The sequence below is a fragment of the Streptococcus mitis genome (assembly GCF_002096925.1).
GTDB classification, from domain to species: Bacteria; Bacillota; Bacilli; order Lactobacillales; family Streptococcaceae; genus Streptococcus; species Streptococcus mitis_AF.
Window position 1 is genome coordinate 37,698 of record NZ_NCVN01000001.1, and the last position, 21,381, is coordinate 59,078.

Annotated in this window: 19 protein-coding genes and 1 tRNA gene; 15 read left to right on the forward strand and 5 right to left on the reverse strand. The window is 40.5% G+C overall.

Features of this window, described 5'->3' with window-relative positions; translation table 11 throughout:
- Window positions 1-68 precede the first annotated feature (68 nt).
- From B7692_RS00170 to B7692_RS00200, 7 genes are all read left to right on the forward strand, one after another.
- Entirely contained in the window at window positions 69-1,055 is a 987-nt protein-coding gene (locus tag B7692_RS00170; RefSeq protein WP_084929558.1) for a GMP reductase, read from the forward strand.
- 66 nt (window positions 1,056-1,121) lie between these two features.
- Window positions 1,122-1,193 (forward strand) — tRNA-Arg (locus tag B7692_RS00175).
- 183 nt (window positions 1,194-1,376) lie between these two features.
- A complete protein-coding gene (gene rnc, locus B7692_RS00180) occupies window positions 1,377-2,075 on the forward strand; it encodes a ribonuclease III (RefSeq protein ID WP_000661487.1) in 699 nt (232 codons plus the stop codon).
- Window positions 2,066-5,605, forward strand: coding sequence for a chromosome segregation protein SMC (gene smc / locus B7692_RS00185; RefSeq protein ID WP_084929559.1), 3,540 nt, complete (start codon window positions 2,066-2,068; stop codon window positions 5,603-5,605). Before rnc ends, smc begins: the two co-directional genes overlap by 10 nt.
- 141 nt (window positions 5,606-5,746) lie before the next feature.
- Window positions 5,747-6,682 (forward strand): bifunctional riboflavin kinase/FAD synthetase, encoded by a 936-nt coding sequence (locus tag B7692_RS00190; protein ID WP_084929560.1) that lies wholly within the window; start codon window positions 5,747-5,749, stop codon window positions 6,680-6,682.
- A 151-nt stretch (window positions 6,683-6,833) separates the two neighbouring features.
- Window positions 6,834-7,607 (forward strand): nucleotidyltransferase domain-containing protein, encoded by a 774-nt coding sequence (locus B7692_RS00195; protein ID WP_084929561.1) that lies wholly within the window; start codon window positions 6,834-6,836, stop codon window positions 7,605-7,607.
- 8 nt (window positions 7,608-7,615) lie between these two features.
- Window positions 7,616-8,668: a hypothetical protein gene (locus B7692_RS00200; protein ID WP_084929562.1), complete on the forward strand. Its 1,053-nt coding sequence runs from the start codon at window positions 7,616-7,618 to the stop codon at window positions 8,666-8,668.
- Window positions 8,669-8,793: 125 nt separating this feature from the next.
- On the opposite strand, the gene B7692_RS00205 is transcribed toward B7692_RS00200, so the two are convergent.
- The 3 genes from B7692_RS00205 to B7692_RS11380 are packed head-to-tail and all read right to left on the reverse strand — an operon-like array spanning window position 8,794 to window position 10,643.
- Window positions 8,794-9,609, reverse strand: coding sequence for a TIGR03943 family putative permease subunit (locus B7692_RS00205; protein ID WP_084887046.1), 816 nt, complete (start codon window positions 9,607-9,609; stop codon window positions 8,794-8,796).
- A complete protein-coding gene (locus B7692_RS00210) occupies window positions 9,606-10,511 on the reverse strand; it encodes a permease (protein ID WP_084929563.1) in 906 nt (301 codons plus the stop codon). The genes B7692_RS00205 and B7692_RS00210 overlap by 4 nt, the downstream gene beginning before the upstream one ends.
- The gene (locus B7692_RS11380; protein WP_004234728.1) at window positions 10,512-10,643 is read right to left on the reverse strand and encodes an SPJ_0845 family protein; all 132 of its coding nucleotides are present in this window, start codon (window positions 10,641-10,643) and stop codon (window positions 10,512-10,514) included. It lies immediately after the preceding gene.
- Window positions 10,644-10,924: 281 nt separating this feature from the next.
- Here B7692_RS11380 and B7692_RS00225 point away from each other — a divergent pair, with 281 nt between their 5' ends.
- The 3 genes from B7692_RS00225 to B7692_RS00235 are packed head-to-tail and all read left to right on the forward strand — an operon-like array spanning window position 10,925 to window position 13,821.
- Window positions 10,925-13,054 (forward strand): Tex family protein, encoded by a 2,130-nt coding sequence (locus tag B7692_RS00225; RefSeq protein ID WP_084929564.1) that lies wholly within the window; start codon window positions 10,925-10,927, stop codon window positions 13,052-13,054.
- Window positions 13,041-13,490, forward strand: a complete 450-nt coding sequence (locus B7692_RS00230; protein WP_084929565.1) for a SprT family protein — start codon at window positions 13,041-13,043, stop codon at window positions 13,488-13,490. The genes B7692_RS00225 and B7692_RS00230 overlap by 14 nt, the downstream gene beginning before the upstream one ends.
- 58 nt (window positions 13,491-13,548) lie before the next feature.
- The gene (locus B7692_RS00235; RefSeq protein WP_001085048.1) at window positions 13,549-13,821 is read left to right on the forward strand and encodes a PspC domain-containing protein; all 273 of its coding nucleotides are present in this window, start codon (window positions 13,549-13,551) and stop codon (window positions 13,819-13,821) included.
- Between the two features lie 137 nt (window positions 13,822-13,958).
- On the opposite strand, the gene B7692_RS00240 is transcribed toward B7692_RS00235, so the two are convergent.
- Window positions 13,959-14,156: a hypothetical protein gene (locus B7692_RS00240; RefSeq protein WP_049524568.1), complete on the reverse strand. Its 198-nt coding sequence runs from the start codon at window positions 14,154-14,156 to the stop codon at window positions 13,959-13,961.
- Between the two features lie 427 nt (window positions 14,157-14,583).
- Between B7692_RS00240 and B7692_RS00245 the strand changes: the two genes are divergently transcribed.
- Together B7692_RS00245 and B7692_RS00250 are read left to right on the forward strand one after the other, a co-directional pair.
- The gene (locus B7692_RS00245) at window positions 14,584-15,342 is read left to right on the forward strand and encodes an ABC transporter ATP-binding protein (RefSeq protein ID WP_000173372.1); all 759 of its coding nucleotides are present in this window, start codon (window positions 14,584-14,586) and stop codon (window positions 15,340-15,342) included.
- Window position 15,343: 1 nt separating this feature from the next.
- Window positions 15,344-17,332 (forward strand): ABC transporter permease, encoded by a 1,989-nt coding sequence (locus B7692_RS00250; protein WP_084929566.1) that lies wholly within the window; start codon window positions 15,344-15,346, stop codon window positions 17,330-17,332.
- Between the two features lie 146 nt (window positions 17,333-17,478).
- Here the strand turns inward: B7692_RS00250 and B7692_RS00255 are convergent, their stop codons facing one another.
- Window positions 17,479-18,174: a VIT1/CCC1 transporter family protein gene (locus B7692_RS00255; RefSeq protein ID WP_084929567.1), complete on the reverse strand. Its 696-nt coding sequence runs from the start codon at window positions 18,172-18,174 to the stop codon at window positions 17,479-17,481.
- Between the two features lie 230 nt (window positions 18,175-18,404).
- On the opposite strand from B7692_RS00255, the gene B7692_RS00260 reads away from it, so the two are divergent.
- Genes B7692_RS00260 through ftsY form a run of 3 tightly spaced genes read left to right on the forward strand, consistent with a single transcriptional unit; the run spans window position 18,405 to window position 21,256 of the window.
- Window positions 18,405-19,196 carry a Cof-type HAD-IIB family hydrolase gene (locus tag B7692_RS00260; protein ID WP_084929568.1) on the forward strand — a complete coding sequence of 264 codons (792 nt, stop codon included), beginning with the start codon at window positions 18,405-18,407 and terminating at the stop codon, window positions 19,194-19,196.
- Window positions 19,196-20,014, forward strand: a complete 819-nt coding sequence (locus B7692_RS00265) for a Cof-type HAD-IIB family hydrolase (protein ID WP_084929569.1) — start codon at window positions 19,196-19,198, stop codon at window positions 20,012-20,014. The genes B7692_RS00260 and B7692_RS00265 overlap by 1 nt, the downstream gene beginning before the upstream one ends.
- A 3-nt stretch (window positions 20,015-20,017) precedes the next feature.
- Complete coding sequence (gene ftsY / locus B7692_RS00270; protein WP_084929570.1) at window positions 20,018-21,256, forward strand: signal recognition particle-docking protein FtsY; 1,239 nt, start codon at window positions 20,018-20,020, stop codon at window positions 21,254-21,256.
- Window positions 21,257-21,381: the final 125 nt, after the last annotated feature.

A 21,381-nucleotide genomic window follows, 5' to 3' on the forward strand; every position in this document is an offset into this window, starting at 1 on the left:
AAACGTCGGAAAAGGCGTAGTGATGCGAGAGCATAGGTAGGTCATTACAAAAGAAACGAGACATTGATATGTTAAATGAATTTCCAATTTTTGATTATGAAGATATTCAATTGATTCCAAATAAATGTGTGATTAAAAGTCGCGCAGAAGCGGATACAAGTGTCACTCTAGGAAATCACATCTTTAAACTACCTGTTGTGCCAGCTAATATGCAGACGATTTTGGATGAAAATGTAGCAGAGCAACTGGCTAAAGGAGGTTACTTCTACATTATGCATCGTTTTGATGAGGCAGGACGCATTCCTTTTATTAAGCGTATGCACGATCAAGGGCTCATTGCTTCTATATCTGTTGGTGTTAAGGATTATGAGTATGATTTCGTTAGCCAGCTCAAGGATGATGCTCCTGAGTTCATCACGATTGATATTGCCCATGGTCATGCGGATAGCGTGATTTCTATGATTCAACACATCAAGAAAGAATTGCCAGATACCTTTGTCATTGCTGGAAATGTGGGAACACCAGAAGCTGTGCGTGAATTGGAAAATGCTGGTGCGGATGCTACTAAGGTTGGAATCGGACCTGGTAAGGTTTGTATTACCAAGGTTAAGACTGGTTTTGGTACAGGTGGTTGGCAGTTGGCTGCTCTCCGTTGGTGTGCTAAGGCTGCACGTAAACCGATTATCGCTGATGGAGGAATTCGTACTCATGGTGATATTGCCAAGTCTATCCGCTTCGGTGCCAGCATGGTCATGATTGGTTCCCTCTTTGCAGGACATATCGAAAGTCCAGGGAAAACGATCGAGGTTGATGGTGAACACTTCAAAGAATATTATGGTTCAGCCTCTCAATACCAAAAAGGAGCCTATAAAAACGTCGAAGGAAAACGCATCTTGCTTCCTGCCAAAGGTCATTTACAAGACACTTTAACTGAGATGGAACAAGACCTTCAAAGTGCTATTTCTTATGCAGGTGGACGTCAGGTTGCTGACCTTAAACACGTTGATTATGTTATCGTGAAAAACTCCATCTGGAATGGGGATGCTTCCCACTAAGACGGGCTATCCGTCTAGAAAAAAACTTGTTATTAGAGCAAATTTCTGTTATAATAAAACAAGTTTCCACCCTTAGTGTAATGGATATCACGTAAGATTCCGGTTCTTGAGATGGGGGTTCGATTCCCTCAGGGTGGATGTAAACATCCTAAAAAAGCCTTTAATAGGGCTTTTTTCTTTATCTTTCCCCAAATTTGCCTCTAAAACTGAAAACATTATTCTAAAGAATACCCAAATCTCTTCCAGTCCCGTTTTAGAGTGACTCAGGGGGCTTTTTTTGATATAATAAAAAGGACTGTTATCAGTTAGAAAGAGGTTGGTATGAAAGAATTACAAACTGTACTAAAGAACCATTTTGCAATCGAATTTGCAGACAAAAATTTACTGGAGACTGCCTTTACTCATACGAGTTATGCCAATGAGCACCGCCTCTTAAAAATTTCACACAATGAACGCTTGGAATTTTTAGGAGACGCTGTTCTACAGTTATTGATTTCAGAATATCTGTATAAAAAATATCCTAAAAAGCCTGAGGGTGACTTGTCTAAACTCCGTGCCATGATTGTCCGCGAGGAAAGTTTGGCTGGTTTTGCGCGTGATTGCCAGTTTGATCAGTTTATCAAACTTGGTAAAGGGGAAGAAAAGTCTGGTGGACGCAATCGTGATACCATTCTTGGTGATGCCTTTGAAGCCTTTCTTGGTGCCCTTCTTTTGGACAAGGATGTGGCCAAGGTCAAGGAATTTATCTATCAAGTCATGATTCCTAAGGTTGAAGCAGGCGAATTTGAGATGATTACAGACTACAAAACCCATCTCCAAGAGTTACTTCAGGTCAATGGCGATGTGGCTATTCGTTATCAGGTGATTTCTGAAACGGGTCCTGCCCACGATAAGGTCTTTGATGTAGAAGTTCTTGTCGAAGGTAAGAGCATTGGTCAAGGTCAAGGTCGTTCTAAGAAACTAGCAGAGCAGGAAGCTGCCAAAAATGCCGTTGAGAAAGGGCTGGATTCATGTATTTAAAGGAAATCGAAATTCAGGGATTCAAGTCTTTTGCTGATAAGACCAAGGTCGTCTTTGACCAAGGTGTGACGGCAGTTGTTGGACCCAATGGATCTGGAAAGTCGAATATTACAGAAAGTCTGCGTTGGGCTTTGGGGGAGTCAAGTGTTAAGAGTCTCCGTGGGGGCAAGATGCCGGACGTCATTTTTGCTGGAACTGAAAGTCGCAAACCGCTCAATTATGCTTCTGTAGTTGTGACTCTGGATAATCATGACGGATTTATCAAGGATGCAGGTCAAGAAATCAGGGTAGAACGCCATATCTATCGTAGCGGAGATAGCGAATACAAGATTGACGGTAAGAAAGTCCGTCTGCGTGATATTCATGATCTTTTCTTGGATACAGGTTTGGGACGAGATTCCTTCTCTATTATTTCTCAAGGGAAGGTTGAGGAGATTTTCAACTCCAAGCCTGAAGAACGTCGTGCCATTTTCGAAGAAGCTGCTGGAGTTTTAAAATACAAGACTCGCAGAAAAGAAACTGAGAGCAAACTGCAGCAAACCCAGGATAATCTAGACCGCTTAGAGGACATTATCTACGAGTTGGATAATCAAATCAAGCCTCTGGAGAAGCAAGCTGAGAATGCCCGTAAGTTTTTAGACTTGGAAGGTCAACGCAAGGCTATTTATTTAGACGTGCTGGTTGCTCAAATCAAGGAAAATAAGGTTGAACTAGACTCGACAGAAGAAGAGTTGGCTCAGTTTCAGGAACTCTTGACTAGTTATTACCAAAAGCGTGAAAAATTAGAAGAAGAAAATCAAACTCTTAAAAAGCAACGCCAAGATTTACAGGCTGAAATGGCTAAAGACCAGGGCAGTTTGATGGATTTGACCAGTCTAATCAGTGATTTAGAGAGAAAATTAGCCCTATCGAAACTGGAGTCCGAGCAAGTAGCCCTGAATCAACAGGAAGCACAAGCCCGTTTGGCTGCTTTAGAGGATAAGAGAAATGCTCTAAGTCAGGAAAAGGCTGAAAAAGAAAGCTCTTTAGCCCTCTTGGAAGAAAATCTAATCCAAAATAATCAAAAACTCAATCGATTAGAGGCTGAATTACTGGCTTTTTCAGATGATCCAGATCAGATGATTGAGCTCTTACGTGAACGCTTTGTAGCCCTTTTACAAGAAGAAGCGGATGTCTCAAACCAACTGACTCGTATTGAGAATGAGTTGGAAAATAGTCGTCAGCTATCTCAAAAACAAGCAGATCAACTAGAAAAGCTGAAAGAACAGTTAGCTACAGCTAAAGAGAAGGCTGGTCATCAAAAAGACGAGCTTGAAACTGCCAAGGAGCAGGTTCAGAAATTACTGGCCGACTATCAAATCTGTGCCAAGGAGCAAGAGGAGCAGAAAACTTCTTATCAAGCTCAACAAAGCAAACTCTTTGACCGTCTGGATAGTCTCAAAAACAAGCAGGCTAGAGCCCAAAGTTTGGAAAACATCCTGAGAAATCATAGTAACTTTTATGCAGGTGTTAAGAGTGTTCTCCAAGAAAAAGACCGCCTTGGTGGGATTATTGGAGCAGTTAGTGAGCACCTGACCTTTGATGTGCATTATCAAACTGCTCTAGAGATTGCGCTTGGAGCAAGTAGCCAGCATATCATCGTAGAAGATGAAAACGCGGCAACAAAAGCTATTGATTACCTCAAACGAAACAGAGCCGGTCGTGCAACCTTCCTTCCATTGACAACAATCAAGGCGCGTACGATTTCTAGTCAGAACCAAGATGCTATCGCTGCAAGTCCGGGATTTTTGGGCATGGCAGATGAGTTAGTTACTTTCGATACTAGACTGGAAGCCATTTTCAAGAACTTGCTAGCTACGACGGCTATCTTTGATACCGTAGAACATGCGCGTGCAGCAGCTCGCCAGGTTCGTTATCAGGTTCGTATGGTGACATTGGATGGGACAGAACTTCGTACAGGTGGTTCCTATGCAGGTGGAGCCAATCGTCAGAATAACAGCATCTTCATCAAGCCAGAACTGGAGCAATTGCAAAAAGAAATTGCTGAAGAGGAAGCAAGTCTTCGTTCAGAAGAGGCGACTTTGAAGACCTTGCAAGATGAGATGGCTAGATTGACAGAAAGTTTAGAAGCTATCAAATCTCAAGGAGAGCAGGCTCGTATTCAGGAGCAAGGCTTGTCCCTCGCTTATCAGCAGACCAGTCAGCAAGTTGAAGAACTAGAAACGCTTTGGAAACTTCAAGAAAAGGAATTAAATCGCCTTACTGAAGGAGATTGGCAAGCAGACAAGGAAAAATACCAAGAGCGTCTTGCTAGCATTGCCAGTGATAAGCAAAATCTGGAAGCTGAGATTGAAGAGATTAAGTCTAATAAAAACGCCATCCAAGAACGCTATCAAAACTTGCAGGAAGAGGTAGCGCAAGCTCGCCTGCTTAAGACAGAACTGCAAGGGCAAAAACGTTACGAAGTTGCGGATATTGAACGTTTAGGCAAGGAATTGGACAATTTAGATATCGAACAAGAGGAAATCCAGCGCCTTCTTCAAGAAAAGGTTGACAATCTTGAGAAAGTTGATACGGATTTGCTCAGTCAACAGGCCGAAGAAGCCAAAACTCAAAAAACAAATCTTCAACAAGGTTTGATTCGCAAGCAGTTTGAGTTGGATGATATAGAAGGTCAACTGGATGATATTGCCAGTCATTTGGATCAGGCTCGCCAGCAGAACGAGGAGTGGATTCGCAAGCAAACACGTGCTGAAGCCAAGAAAGAAAAGGTTAGCGAGCACTTACGCCATTTACAAAGCCAATTAACAGACCAGTATCAGATTAGCTATACAGAAGCTTTAGAAAAGTCTCATGAGTTGGAAAATCTCAATCTGGCAGAGCAAGAGGTTAAAGATTTAGAGAAGGCTATTCGCTCGCTGGGTCCGGTCAATATAGAAGCTATTGACCAGTACGAAGAAGTTCACAACCGTCTGGATTTCCTAAATAGCCAGCGAGATGACATTTTGTCGGCGAAAAACCTGCTCCTTGAGACTATTACTGAGATGAATGATGAGGTCAAGGAACGCTTTAAGTCAACCTTTGAAGCTATCCGTGAGTCCTTCAAAGTGACCTTCAAGCAGATGTTTGGTGGAGGTCAAGCAGACCTGATTTTGACTGAAGGAGACCTGCTGACAGCTGGGGTTGAGATTTCTGTTCAACCTCCAGGTAAGAAAATCCAGTCGCTTAACCTCATGAGTGGTGGTGAAAAAGCTCTATCGGCTCTTGCTTTGCTTTTCTCCATTATTCGTGTCAAGACCATTCCATTTGTCATCTTGGATGAGGTGGAAGCTGCGCTGGATGAAGCCAATGTTAAACGTTTTGGGGATTACCTCAATCGATTTGACAAGGACAGCCAGTTTATCGTTGTGACCCACCGTAAGGGAACCATGGCAGCGGCTGATTCTATCTATGGAGTGACCATGCAAGAATCAGGTGTCTCAAAAATTGTTTCGGTGAAGTTAAAAGATTTGGAAGAAACAGTAGACTAGTTACCATACGATAGCATCTCTTAGGGGATGCTATTTTTTAAATAACATCTTGAATGATTTTTTAAGATCAGTTCAGGGGCAAAAAACGACATTTGGGATTTCCTTTTAGCGAAAAGGCTTTCTCTATGATATAATAGTTTCATGATTACAACAGTACCTATAAAAAATGAAAAAGACATCGCAGTACCGGATAAAACAGTTCTTGTATTAGGCTATTTTGACGGTATTCATAAGGGACATCAGAAGCTTTTTGAAGTAGCTAGTAAGGCTTCGATGAAAGATTATCTTCCAGTTGTCGTGATGACCTTTACAGAGTCCCCTAAGCTCGCATTACAGCCTTATAAGCCAGAATTAATGCTTCATATTGTTAGCCATGAAGAACGAGAACATAAGATGAAATGGCATGGAGTAGAGGCTCTTTTCTTACTTGACTTTAGTAGTAAATTTGCTAGTTTAACTGGTCAAGAGTTCTTTGATACCTATGTTAGAGCATTGAAACCAGCGATTATCGTAGCGGGATTTGATTACACGTTTGGTTCTGATAAGAAAACTGCGGATGATTTGAAGGATTATTTTGATGGAGAAATCATCATTGTTCCTCCTGTTGAGGATGAAAAGGGGAAAATTAGTTCTACTCGTATTCGTCAAGCTATTCTTGATGGAGATGTCAGAGAAGCTGGTCATTTACTTGGCACTCCTCTACCATCACGTGGAATGGTTGTTCATGGCAATGCTCGTGGACGGACTATCGGTTATCCAACAGCAAACTTAGTTTTAAGAGATCGAACCTATATGCCAGCTGATGGTGTTTACGTAGTCGATATTGAAGTGCAGCGTAAAAGATATCGTGGAATGGCGAGTGTCGGGAAAAATGTTACTTTCGATGGAGAAGAGCCACGTTTTGAAGTCAATATTTTTGATTTTTCAGACGACATTTACGGTGAAACAGTCATTGTTTACTGGTTAGACCGTGTCCGTGAAATGGTCAAATTTGACTCTGTTGAAGAACTGGTAGATCAACTCCAGAAGGATGAAGAAATTGCTCGGAATTGGAAGGATGGATATTCTGTCATTTAAAGGTCTCAGGTATAGAAAACGTCTGAAAAAGCTACTAGATGGATTAGTTATTTTGGTAGTAGTTTTGATAGTTTGATACAAAGTACTTTCAGTCCTCCTAGTTTCCTATTTTAGTAACTGTTTATGTTCAAATTATAGACGAGGCTTTATTATGCAAACGCAAGAAGAAATGAATGTACTGGTACCTGAAAAATTAGCAGAAATTGAGCGTGATTTCGATGTCACAGTTTTGTGGGCTATTGAGTCTGGTAGTCGTGTATGGGGCTTTGAGTCTCCCGATAGTGACTTTGATGTACGATTTATCTACAAACACAAGCAAGATTTTTATCTCCGTTTGAATGAACAGCGCGATGTTATCGAACTACCAATTGACGATACTTGGGATGTGAGTGGCTGGGATTTAGACAAGACTTTAAAACTACTTTATAAGTCTAATCCTACACTGTTTGAATGGTTACAGTCACCAATTGTTTATCAACAAACAGATTTTATCGAGCGCATACGTCCACTTGCAACCCAGTATTTTTCTGAGAAAAAAATGCTGTACCATTACTTGAACACTGCAAGAACTCAAATGAATAAGTATCTTTCAGGAGACAAGGTCAAACCTAAAAAGTATTTCTATGCGCTGCGTCCTATTTTGGCTTGTCGCTGGATTGAAAAATATCATTCTGTTCCACCGATTTTGTTTGATGATTTGGTCAAAGAATTACTTCCTTCTCAAATGCAGGAGCATGTATCAAGGTTACTTGACATTAAGATAAACGGTCCTGAAAGTATGGAAATTGATCCGATAATACCGATTCAGTACTACATCATCAAAAACATCAAAGAGTTGGATGCATACGTTCAAAGTGTTAGTGAGGAAAAGAAAGACTGGAAAGCTCTAAATCAATTTTTTCTTGAAGAATTAGGGCATGACTGAGGTTGTTTATGGGTAAATGGACATGTAAATGCGGGCAAGCAATGAACAACCATAGCTCACCCGATACAAATGCTTATTCAGTTTATTCGGATGAGTTGTTTGAAGAAATCATGAATAAAGCTGACGACCATAATAAAATTTCTTATGAAGACATTTCAGAGGCTTCATTTTATATGTGGAAGTGTCCTAAATGCGGTAGTTTCATGGTTTTTGGCGAAGACGGAGATGGAGATCGCTTTACTTTTTATGAACGCCAAGAAGTTGAAAAGGTCGAGCCTCTCTTTGATCCGGATCAAGAGTTAAATATCGTTGTTGTTGAGTTTCAGGAGGGAGGAAATGGCTATACTTATATCTGCGATGACCCAAATATCCATATTGGGCACGCTGTTATTGTCCCAGTAGGGAAGGAAAATACTGAAAAAACTGCATTAGTTGTGCAGAAGTATCATGCCCTACCAAGGGATATTACTTTTCCTGTTCAAAAGTTAAAACGTGTCATTCGTAGGTATTCATATTTCGACCCAATCACTTCGAAAAACGTTTGTAGAAATTTAATTAAGCTTGGAAGAATTTTTGATGCTTGCTCTAAAAACTCTAAACCAGCGCCTCAGCAAACATATTACGTTATCAAAACTCCCTTAGGCTATTTCTGGTTAGAATTAAATGGAGTTCCGATTCCAATGAAAATCACACAGATTCAAGTCAAAGATAAAAAATACCAAGTTGATAGCGCCCTTTATGTAAAACCTTCAGAGATTAACTGCAGAAGATTCTATGAACTAGAATTATGTGCAGATTTTGATATTGATGCTTCGAGATGGATCGATGTTCTCTCGGATGAAAACGTTTGGGGAAATACTTGGGAACAAAATGGTCTTCAATTTGGTATTACTGCAGGGGAGTCTCCAGAATTTGAAGACGAAGTTGTAGCAAGAAAGTATAGTCGTGTCCCACTTTATTATGACTGGCACCCTGAATTTGAAGATTATTATGGATTCAGCTTAGCTTGGAAAAAATACGAGTCTGATAGCGATTTGTCAATAGATTTTTATACAACATAAGAAAGTTATAAAACATCAAAAATGACATCTTACTATAGACTATTTAACAAAAAACGAACAGGCTCTTTTTCTGTCATTCAGAAGAGAACTTGTTCGTTTTGTTTTTAATGGATTTAGTTTGCTTTTTAAAACACGCGATACACATAGGGATTCTCTGGTTTATCGACTTTAGTAAAGCTATCGATTTCCAAGGTTGGGAGGTTTTGTTTGAGTTCTTTATGATAGTGATTGACCAGTTTTCCTTTGGCTGTTATCCAGGTGTTGTTCTCATACTGACGGGTATTTCCCTTGGTCAGCAATCCATAGACACCGGAATCTGCGATACAGTGGATAATGCCGAAGCGGAACAGAAATTGACTATCAGCATGACTGGGGTCATTATAGACAAAGCCTGTGAACTGGACTGTCTTGCCCTCAAATTCATCTGGATAGTCATAAATAGCCTCCATGACTTCCATATAGTTTTCATTCGTAATCTGAATACTATCTTGGGACAAGTATTTATCTGCTGCCGTTCGCATCTCCTTTTCATAGGCTGATTTTGAAAAATAAGAACTGGTATCTGGTTTCAAATATTGGCTTGTCGTCCCTTCACTTGTCTGAATGGCTTGATCAGTGCCTTCTGATAAGGGGAAATGATAGCCTTTGGCAGAAACGGTCTGAGAATCCAAGCTAACAGTTGGGAAAGTTAAGCCGACGACAATTGGAATGGCAAGAAGAGCAATACTAGTTCCTTTAGCTAATCGGCTATTCAGATGACTATGGGTTTTGACTGGCTTCATCCAGATATACAGTTGAACAATTGCCAAAATAAAGGAAAGTACCATGGAAATATAGGCCAGATAGGAATAGTGCATGTTGATGTACTGGTTTAATTTGCCCGACAGATGGAGATAAATGGTCAGTTCAAAATAGCCAGCTAAAACTAAAAATCGAATCATAGAATGACTCCAATCAATAGAGAATATACTAAGACAACGAGTGTCACAATCGTTATGAAGTGACTGATAAATCGTGCTTTCAAGTAATTTTTCATCATGAGAATATTTTTGATATCCAGCATTGGGCCAATGACGAGAAAGGCCAAAACTGGTGCTAAGCCGAAACTCGAGAGAAGAGAAGCCCCGATAAAAGCATCGGCTTCACTACAGAGCGAAAGAAGAAAGGCCAAAAGCATCAAGAGCAGGATGGCAAAAAGAGGGGTTGCGCTGATAGAAGTCAGAATCCGAGTCGGAACATAGACCTGTATCATAGAGGCAAAGAGACAGCCGAATACCAAATAACGTCCCGTATCAAAAAATTCATCAATTGCTTGCACAAAGACCTGAAAAACTTTTTTTGCAGGGCTCAAGTGAGAAAAATCGTGCTCATGACAGGCCAAACGATTTTCTTTTTGAATCGGTTCTTGCCAGAAAAATCCTAGAAAAATCCCAAGTATCACAGCTACAAGAATGGAACCTAGAGCTCGTAACAGAGCGACATGGAAGGAGTTGCCAAAGGCAGAATAGGTCGCAAAGAGAACAATGGGATTGATGACAGGTGCTGTTACGAGAAAGGGAACGGCCGTGTAACTGGGAACCTTTTTTTCCAGAAAACGATTGATAATGGGGACGATTCCACATTCACAAGAAGGGAAAAGTATCCCGACAAAGGTCCCAAAAAAGATTCTCCCCCAACGATTTCGAGGGAGAAAATGATAAACCTTGTCAGGTGTGATATAAACCTCAATCAGTCCTGAGACAATACTTCCTATCAGAACGAAGGGTAGGGCTTCAATGATAATGGAGAGAAAAATAGCCCCAGTTTGAAGCACACTAGACGGGAGTTGTTGGAAAGCAGTCATCTAGTTTTTCTTTTCTGCTTTGGCTTTTTTCTCTTTGTCATCAGGGAAAGTGACTTGTTTCAAATCAGGGAGTTTCGCAAACTCTTCAAACATCTTGTCTAAGTCATCAGTTTTTGTAAATTTTACAGCCATAGGTGTACCTCGATTCTAAATTCTACCTCTATTATACTATTATTTTGAGGAAAAGGGCGGTTTTTAATTTGTTTTCGATAGTTGATATTCTTCGAAAATCTCTTCAAACCACGTCAGCTTCGCCTTGCCGTAGATATATGTAACTGACTTCGTCAGTCTTATCTGCTACCTCAAAACGGTGTTTTGAGCAACCTGCGGCTAGCTTCCTAGTTTGCTCTTTGATTTTCATTGAGTATGAAAGGGATTGGAGCAAGCCTTCCAGCTTGTGGTATAATAGGTTTATGGATAAAAAATATGAAAAAATCTCTCAGGATTTGGGAGTGACGTTAAAGCAAATTGATACCGTTCTAAGTTTGACTGCTGAAGGGGCGACGATTCCCTTTATCGCGCGTTATCGCAAGGACATGACTGATAGTCTGGATGAGGTGGCGATTAAGGCCATTATTGACTTGGATAAAAGTCTGACAAATCTCAACGACCGTAAGGAAGCTGTTTTAGCTAAGATTCAAGAGCAAGGCAAGCTGACCAAGAAGTTGGAAGAAGCTATCTTAGCTGCCGAAAAACTAGCAGACGTAGAAGAGCTCTATCTTCCATACAAGGAAAAGCGTCGGACCAAGGCAACTATTGCCCGTGAAGCCGGACTCTTCCCACTTGCTCGCTTGATTTTGCAGAATGTAGCTGGCTTAGAGAAGGAAGCTGAAAAGTTCGTCTGTGAAGGATTTGCGACTGGTAAGGAGGCCTTGGCTGGTGCAGTTGATATCTTGGTTGAAGCCTTATCGGAAGATGTCAATTTACGCGCTCTAACTTATCAGGAGGTGCTTAGACACTCTAAACTCACTTCTCAAGTCAAGGATGAAAGTCTTGATGAAAAGCAGGTCTTTCAGATTTACTATGATTTTTCTGAGACAGTTGGAAATATGCAGGGTTATCGTACCTTAGCCCTCAATCGTGGGGAGAAGCTAGGTGTCTTGAAGGTCGGTTTTGAACATGCGACGGACCGTATTCTTGCCTTCTTTGCTACTCGTTTCAAGGTGAAAAATGCTTATATTGATGAAGTGGTTCAGCAATCTGTTAAGAAAAAAGTCTTGCCTGCTATCGAGCGCCGTATTCGGACAGAATTGACTGAAAAAGCAGAAGAAGGAGCTATCCAACTCTTTTCTGACAACCTGCGCAATCTCCTTTTGGTTGCTCCATTGAAAGGGCGTGTGGTTCTTGGGTTTGACCCAGCCTTTCGTACAGGTGCCAAGCTAGCTGTCGTGGATGCAACAGGGAAAATGCTGACGACTCAGGTCATTTATCCTGTCAAACCAGCATCAGCTCGTCAAATCGAAGAAGCCAAGAAAGATTTGGCAGATTTGATTGGTCAATACGGTGTAGAGATTATTGCCATCGGAAATGGAACGGCCAGTCGTGAAAGTGAAGCCTTTGTGGCGGAAGTTCTTAAAGATTTTTCAGAAGTCAGCTATGTTATCGTCAATGAAAGTGGTGCTTCTGTCTATTCTGCTAGTGAATTAGCTCGTCAGGAGTTTCCAGACTTGACAGTTGAAAAACGCTCTGCTATTTCTATCGCCCGTCGTTTACAAGATCCTCTTGCGGAATTGGTCAAAATCGATCCTAAGTCAATTGGTGTCGGCCAGTACCAGCATGATGTCAGTCAGAAGAAATTGTCTGAAAGTCTGGATTTTGTCGTAGATACTGTGGTGAACCAAGTCGGTGTCAATATCAATACGGCCAGCCCAGCTCTTCTTTCACACGTAGCTGGACTCAATAAAACCATTTCTGAAAACATTGTCAAATACCGTGAGGAAGAAGGAAAAATCACTTCACGTGCTCAAATCAAGAAAGTTCCTCGGTTAGGTGCCAAGGCCTTTGAGCAGGCAGCTGGTTTCCTTCGTATCCCTGAAAGTAGCAATATCCTTGATAATACAGGAGTTCACCCAGAAAATTACGTTGCCGTCAAGGAACTTTTCAAACGTTTGGATATCAAGGATCTGAATGAAGAAGCCCAAAGCAAACTCAAGTCCCTTTCAATTAAGGAAATGGCGCAAGAGCTAGACCTTGGTCCAGAAACTCTTAAAGATATCATTGCAGATCTTCTCAAACCAGGTCGAGATTTCCGTGATTCCTTTGACGCACCTGTGCTTCGCCAAGATGTCCTAGATATCAAGGATTTAGTGGTTGGTCAGAAGCTAGAGGGTGTGGTGCGTAACGTCGTTGACTTTGGTGCCTTCGTTGATATTGGGATTCATGAGGACGGTCTCATCCATATTTCCCATATGAGTCGGAAGTTTATCAAGCATCCCAGCCAAGTGGTATCCGTTGGTGATTTGGTAACGGTTTGGGTTAAGAAAATTGATACTGAACGTGAAAAAGTCAATCTGTCGCTAATCGCTCCAAATGAAACTGACTGATTACATTAAGCAAGTTTCACTAGAAGACTTCGGCAGACCTTTTATCCATCAAGTCCAGTGGAATTCTCGTCTACGTTCGACAGGTGGGCGATTTTTCCCCAAAGATGGGCATTTGGATTTTAATCCCAAGGTTTATCAGGAACTGGGGTTGGATGTTTTTAGGAAAATTGTCCGACATGAACTCTGCCATTATCACCTCTATTTTCAAGAGAAGGGCTTTCAACACAAGGATCGGGATTTTAAGGAACTTTTGAAAGCAGTAGATGGATTACGCTTTGTGCCCTCCTTGACAAATAGCCACTCTAAACCACTCAAGCTCTATCGTTGCCAATCCTGCCAGCAAACTTATCAGCGCAAGCGTAGGATTGATACCAAACGCTATCGCTGTGGACTTTGTCGAGGTAAATTGCTGCTGATAAATCAGCCTGAGGACTGATGAAAGCCTAGCCTACCCGTGATATACTAAGTCTAAACTAGTAGAGAGAGGAAATATCATGAACAGTAAATTTTATAAAATGAGACGAAATCGCATGATTTCAGGAGTTCTGGCAGGTCTGTCAGACAAGTGGAACTTTGATGTTACCCTTGTTCGTTTCTTGTTTGCCATTTTTACAGTTGCAAACTTCGGACTTGGCGTGATTATCTATATCATCCTAGCTTCTGTCATGCCAACCAAGGAAGAAATCGAAGCAGAAATGTACGGAACAGGCCCACGCAAACGAAAAGAAGCCCAAGCCATTGACGATAATGAAGGCTGGTTTTGGTGAGGTTCTACAGAAGATTTGGAATAAGCAAAAAGCTTTAAATCAATAGTCTAAACTGCTTGATTTAAAGCTTTTTTACTTTTAATAAGATTTTCTCAGCCTCATATACAAATTAAAAATAATATTTTGAACTTAGATTTCTAATCTGATTTTTCATGCTGAGACAATACATTTTTTGAAAAATGATGGATGCTGATAACAACTGATAGCCAGCAAATAGCATAAGCAGTAGCTGTAAATTCTGTACCGATAAAGTATGTTTTTTCAACTAAGAGCTGACCGATGAATGGAGAGAGGAGATAGAGAAGTCCGATGAGTATATGTTCTTTATGTTTCATTAAAGCGCCCCTTCTTTCCTTATAGGTTGAACAACTTGCAAGTGTTAAATTTAATGGTATGTTATCTAGGTAAGCTTACTCAAATGTTAGTTCCCGCTTCCTTCTTTCCAAAGTAAGCCTTTTCACACTTATATTTTACAATTTTAAAAATAGGAAATCAAATCATTTTATAAGTAATTTTGCCTATATTTCCCCAAATCTTACAAAAATGTAAGATTAAAGTCTCTTTTGTAAGGTTAGGTTATGGCAAGCAGTCTTTTTTTGATGTAAACTAGACTCATAAAGAACAAAGGAGTAACATCATGAAACAAATCTTACATAAGAAAACAAGAAAACCAAGCCACAAAGATATCGAGCGTGTTCAGCTGGGATGCGCTATGATGCAAGCAACATTTCATTTGATGGGATATTAAGAAAGGAGATTCTCATGACACTTTTAGATGTAAAACACGTTCAAAAAATTTATAAAACTCGTTTTCAGGGCAACCAAGTAGAGGCCCTCAAGGATATTCACTTTACCGTAGAAAAGGGTGACTATGTTGCCATCATGGGTGAGTCTGGTTCTGGTAAATCAACTCTTCTCAATATTCTAGCTATGCTTGATAAACCAACTCGTGGTCAGGTTTATTTGAATGGAACTGATACAGCAACCATTAAAAATTCACAGGCTTCTAGCTTCCGTCGTGAAAAGCTAGGATTTGTCTTCCAAGACTTTAACTTGCTAGATACTCTGTCTGTTAAGGACAATATCTTGCTTCCGCTTGTCTTGTCAAGAAGACCTATTACGGAAATGATGAAGAAATTGGTGGTGACAGCTGAGAATCTAGGCATCAACCAATTGCAAGAGAAGTACCCTTACGAGATTTCTGGTGGTCAGAAACAGCGTGTAGCAGTAGCTCGCGCCATCATCACAGAACCTGAAATTCTCCTTGCGGATGAGCCAACAGGGGCCCTTGACTCCAAATCATCTGCAGCCTTACTTGATGTCTTTGATGAAATCAATGAGCGTGGCCAAACTATTCTTATGGTAACCCACTCAACAGCAGCAGCTAGCAGAGCCAAGCGTGTACTCTTTATCAAAGACGGCATTCTTTATAATCAAATCTACCGTGGAGAGAAGACAGAACGTCAGATGTTCCAAGAGATCTCTGATACCTTGACTGTCATGGCAAGCGAGGTGAATTAGTATGTTTCGATTAACCAATAAGTTAGCGGTATCGAACTTGATTAAAAACCGCAAACTCTACTATCCTTTTGCACTGGCTGTTCTCTTGGCAGTCACCGTCACCTATCTCTTTTACTCTCTAACTTTCAATCCAAAGATTGCGGAAATACGTGGAGGATCAACCATTCAAGCTACTCTTGGATTTGGTATGTTTGTTGTCACCCTTGCGTCAGCCATTATCGTCCTTTATGCCAATAGTTTTGTTATGAAAAATCGTTCTAAGGAACTAGGTATTTATGGCATGTTGGGCTTGGAGAAGCGTCATCTTATCAGTATGACCTTTAAGGAGTTAGTGCTATTTGGGATTTTAACTGTTGGAGCAGGTATCGGTATTGGAGCCTTGTTTGACAAGTTAATTTTCGCTTTCTTGCTCAAACTGATGAAATTGAAGGTGGAACTGGTCGCTACCTTCCAGATGAAAGTTGTCATTACAGTACTTGTTGTCTTCGGTTTGATTTTCCTAGGCCTCATGTTCCTGAATGCCCTTCGAATCGCCCGTATGAATGCCCTCCAGCTCTCGCGTGAGAAAGCTAGCGGTGAGAAAAAAGGTCGCTTCCTTCCTCTCCAAACGATTCTTGGTTCCATTAGTTTAGGGATTGGCTACTATCTTGCCCTTACGGTAAAAGATCCTCTTACAGCCTTAACAACCTTCTTCATAGCTGTTTTACTGGTTATCTTTGGTACTTATCTATTGTTTAATGCAGGAATTACCGTTTTCCTTCAAATCTTAAAGAAAAACAAGAAATACTATTACCAACCAAATAACCTTATCTCAGTGTCTAACTTGATTTTCCGTATGAAGAAAAATGCAGTTGGACTAGCAACCATCGCTATCTTGTCAACAATGGTTTTGGTAACCATGTCAGCAGCGACAAGCATTTTCAATTCCGCAGAAAGCTTTAAAAAAGTTCTAAATCCTCATGATTTTGGGGTTTCAGGGCAAAATGTTGAAAAAGAAGACTTGGACAAACTCTTGAGCCAGTTTGCAAGTGACAAAGGTTATCAGATTAAAGAAAAAGAAGTGTTTCGTTACACTTACTTTGGTGTTGCGAACCAAGAAGGAAATAAGTTAACTATTTTTGAAAAAGGACAAAATCGTGTCCAACCCACAACAGTTTTCATGGTATTTGATCAAAAAGATTATGAAAATATGACTGGTCAAAAACTGTCTCTATCAGGAAATGAGGTCGGACTCTTTGCAAAGAATGAGGGAGTTAAAGAACAGAAAACTCTAACTCTGAATGATCATCAATTTTCTGTCAAAGAAGAATTTAATAAAGATTTCATTGTGAACCATGTCCCAAATCAGTTTAATATTTTGACTGCTGATTACAATTACCTTGTTGTTCCTGATTTACAAGCCTTTTTGGACCAATTCCCAGATTCGGCTATCTATAATCAGTTTTACGGAGGCATGAATGTAAATGCCAGCGAAGAAGAACAACTCAAGGTCGCTGACGAGTATGATAAATACCTCGATCAGTTTAATGCTCAATTAAACACGGAAGGTAGCTATGTGTATGGTAGCAATCTAGCAGATGCTAGTTCTCAGATGAGTGCCCTCTTTGGTGGTGTCTTCTTTATCGGTATTTTCCTATCCATTATCTTTATGGTCGGAACTGTTCTGGTCATTTACTACAAACAAATTTCTGAAGGATATGAAGACCGTGAGCGCTTTATTATCTTGCAGAAAGTTGGTTTAGATCAAAAGCAAATCAAGCAAACCATCAACAAACAGGTTTTAACTGTTTTCTTCCTTCCTTTGCTCTTTGCCTTCATACATCTAGCTTTTGCCTACCATATGCTTAGTCTGATTTTAAAAGTGATTGGTGTAATAGATACGAATATGATGTTGATTGTGACCTTGTCTATCTGCGCTATCTTCTTCATCGCCTATGTGCTGATTTTCATGATTACTTCAAGAAGTTATCGCAAGATTGTCCAAATGTAAAAAAGATACCTCGACTTCAAAATCGAGGTATTTCTTGTATTTTATACTCAATGAAAATCAAAGAGCAAACTAGGAAGCTAGCCGCAGACAGTACTTGAGTACAGCAAGGCGAAGCTGACGTGGTTTGAAGAGATTTTCGAAGAGTATTAAATGCTGAAAAGTTGTCCGAGTATGAAGGTAACTCCCATGGTTAAAAGACCAATAGCAAGGTTCCGAATCATAGCTGTTTTGGTTGGGGCTTTTCCAAGTTTGGCACTAGTGTAACCAGTGAGAAGAAGGGCCACACCGACGATAAGAACAGTAACAGGGATGCGGTATTCACTTGGGAAAATGGTAATTGAAAGCATGGGTGGTAAGCTACCAAGGAAAAAAGAAATAAAGCTAGAAATGGCAGCGTGCCAAGGATTGGTAAATTCTTCATACTCAATCCCATATTTTTCCTCTACCAAAGCCTTGAGTGGATTTTTAAGAAAGGCCTTATTGGTCAAGAGTTGGGCAGAGGTTTCGCATTCTCCATTTTGGATATAGGCCGCATAGAGAGATTTTTTAGCTAACTCTATATCTTGGTCTAGCAAGACTTGCTCACGCGCAACGGCTGCTTCCTCTGTATCTTTTTGAGTTGAAACGGATACATATTCTCCACCAGCCATTGAAAAGGCACCGGCCAAAATAGCCGCAAAACCTGATAAAAAAATAATCCAGATATTGCTCGTAGCACTAGCAACCCCAATAACTACACCAGCAATGGAAATAATTCCATCATTGGCACCAAGAACACCCGCTCGTAGGATATTTAAACGACCTGCAAAATTTGAATCAATTTCGTGATTTGTTTCTGACATACTATTCTCCTTTTTATTCAGTATAAAGGAAACAGGTAATGAAATCAATCTTTTAAAAGTATCTGAAAAAAGTTGCACGATTTTAATTTTACGAGCTTTTTTAAAAGTTAGAAACAGCACTAGCTAGTAGAGAAGGATAAAAGAGAATCAAAGCTGATAGACTAATCCTTTTTCTACTTATCTATGGTATAATAGGAGGTAGATTTACTAATCGGAGTAAGAAAGATTTTATGATTAAACTAGTAGCAACAGATATGGACGGAACCTTCCTAGATGAGAATGGACGCTTTGATATGGATCGCCTCAAGTCTCTTCTGGTTTCCTACAAGGAAAAAGGGATTTACTTTGCGGTGGCTTCGGGGCGCGGATTTCTGTCTCTAGAAAAATTATTTGCTGATGTTCGTGATGACATTATTTTCATCGCGGAAAATGGCAGTTTGGTCGAATATCAAGGTCAGGACTTGTATGAAGCGACAATGTCTCGTGAGTTTTATCTATCAACTTTTGAAAAGCTGAAAACGTCACCTTATGTAGATATCAATAAACTGCTCTTGACGGGTAAGAAGGGTTCTTATGTGTTAGACACGGTTAATGCAACCTATTTGAAAGAGAGTCAGCATTATAATGAAAATATCCAAAAAGTAGCAAGTCTGGAAGATATTACAGATGACATTTTCAAATTTACAACCAACTTCACAGAAGAAACGCTAGAAGCTGGGGAAGCTTGGGTTAATGAAAATGTCCCTGGTGTTAAGGCTATGACAACTGGTTTTGAATCCATTGATATTGTTCTGGACTATGTCGATAAGGGAGTGGCCATTGTTGAATTAGCTAAAAAACTTGGTATCACGATGGATCAGGTTATGGCTTTTGGAGACAATCTAAATGACTTGCATATGATGCAGGTTGTAGGACATCCTGTAGCTCCTGAAAATGCACGACCAGAAATTTTAGAATTAGCAGAGACTGTGATTGGTCACCATAAGGACCAGTCGGTTATAGCTTATATGGAGGGCTTATAATGGTAGATATAAAATTGATTGCATTGGACTTGGATGGGACCTTGCTGACTACTGATAAAAGGTTGACGGATCGTACTAAGGCAACCTTGAAAGCTGCGCGTGATCGTGGTATCAAGGTCGTATTAACAACTGGTCGTCCCTTAAAAGCTATGGATTTCTTTCTCCATGAGCTAGGGACTGACGGCCACGAAGATGAGTATACGATTACTTTTAATGGTGGTTTGGTTCAGAAAAATACAGGTGAAATCCTTGATAAAACAGTCTTTTCATATGATGATGTAGCACGCTTGTATGAGGAAACAGAGAAATTATCACTGCCTCTTGATGCCATCTCAGAAGGAACTGTTTATCAAATCCAATCTGACCAAGAAAGTCTTTATGCTAAATTTAATCCAGCTTTGACCTTTGTTCCAGTGGACTTTGAAGACTTGTCTAGTCAAATGACCTACAATAAATGCGTGACTGCCTTTGCTCATGAACCCTTAGATGCAGCTATTCAGAAGATTTCTCCAGAATTGTTTGACCAATATGAAATCTTCAAATCACGTGAGATGTTATTAGAGTGGTCTCCTAAAAATGTCCATAAAGCAACAGGTTTGGCAAAACTAATCAACCATCTAGGAATTGACCAAAGCCAAGTCATGGCTTGTGGTGACGAGGCCAATGACCTCTCTATGATTGAATGGGCAGGGCTCGGTGTTGCCATGCAAAACGCTGTTCCTGAAGTCAAGGCAGTCGCAAATGTAGTGACTCCAATGACCAATGATGAGGAAGCTGTCGCTTGGGCTATAGAAGAATACGTGCTAAAGGAGAACTAAGATATGGGATTGTTTGACCGTCTATTCGGAAAAAAAGAAGAACCTAAAATCGAAGAAGTTGTAAAAGAAGCTCTGGAAAATCTTGATTTGTCTGAAGACACTGAGACTGCCCTTACAGAAGCAGAGGTTGAAAGTTTTGAAGAGACTGTGCTTGAAGAAGAGGAAATCCAAGACACAGTTGAAGTAAATTATGATTCAGAGCCAGTTGTAGAAGTTCAACAAGAAGAAGTCCCAGAAGAAGAGAATACTGAGCTCCTAGAGACTGTAGAAGAAAATAATTCTGAAGTGCTTGAACCAGAAAGGCCTCAAGCAGAAGAAACTGTTCAGGAAAAATATGACCGCAGTCTTAAGAAAACTCGTACAGGATTTGGTGCTCGTTTGAATGCCTTCTTTGCCAATTTCCGCTCTGTCGACGAAGAATTCTTCGAGGAACTGGAAGAATTACTGATCATGAGTGACGTTGGTGTCCAAGTCGCTTCTAACTTAACAGAGGAGCTTCGTTACGAAGCCAAGCTTGAGAACGCCAAGAAACCGGATGCACTTCGCCGTGTCATCATTGAGAAATTGGTTGAGCTTTATGAAAAAGGTGGCAACTATGATGAAAGAATCCACTTCCAAGATGGCTTGACAGTCATGCTCTTTGTTGGTGTTAATGGTGTTGGGAAAACAACTTCTATCGGAAAACTAGCCCACCGCTACAAACAAGCTGGGAAGAAGGTCATGCTGGTTGCGGCAGATACCTTCCGTGCAGGAGCAGTAGCCCAGCTTGCTGAATGGGGCCGTCGTGTTGACGTTCCAGTTGTGACTGGACCTGAAAAAGCTGACCCAGCTAGTGTAGTCTTTGATGGCATGGAACGTGCTGTAGCTGAAGGTATCGATATTCTTATGATTGACACCGCTGGTCGTCTGCAAAACAAGGACAACCTCATGGCTGAGTTGGAGAAGATTGGACGCATCATCAAGCGTGTTGTGCCAGAAGCGCCGCATGAAACTTTCTTAGCATTAGATGCTTCAACTGGTCAAAATGCCCTGGTACAGGCCAAAGAATTTTCAAAAATTACCCCTTTGACAGGAATTGTCTTGACTAAGATTGATGGAACGGCTCGAGGTGGTGTTGTTCTAGCCATCCGTGAAGAACTCAATATTCCTGTAAAATTGATTGGATTTGGTGAAAAAATCGATGATATTGGAGAGTTTAACTCAGAAAACTTTATGAAGGGTCTCTTGGAAGGCTTAATCTAATCAGAAGCAAAAATCCTGCAAGGTACAAACTGTACTGCACCCCAAAAGTTAGACAGAAAAAATCTAACTTTTGGGGTGTTTTATTATGAAATTGAGTTATGATGATAAAGTTCAGATCTATGAAC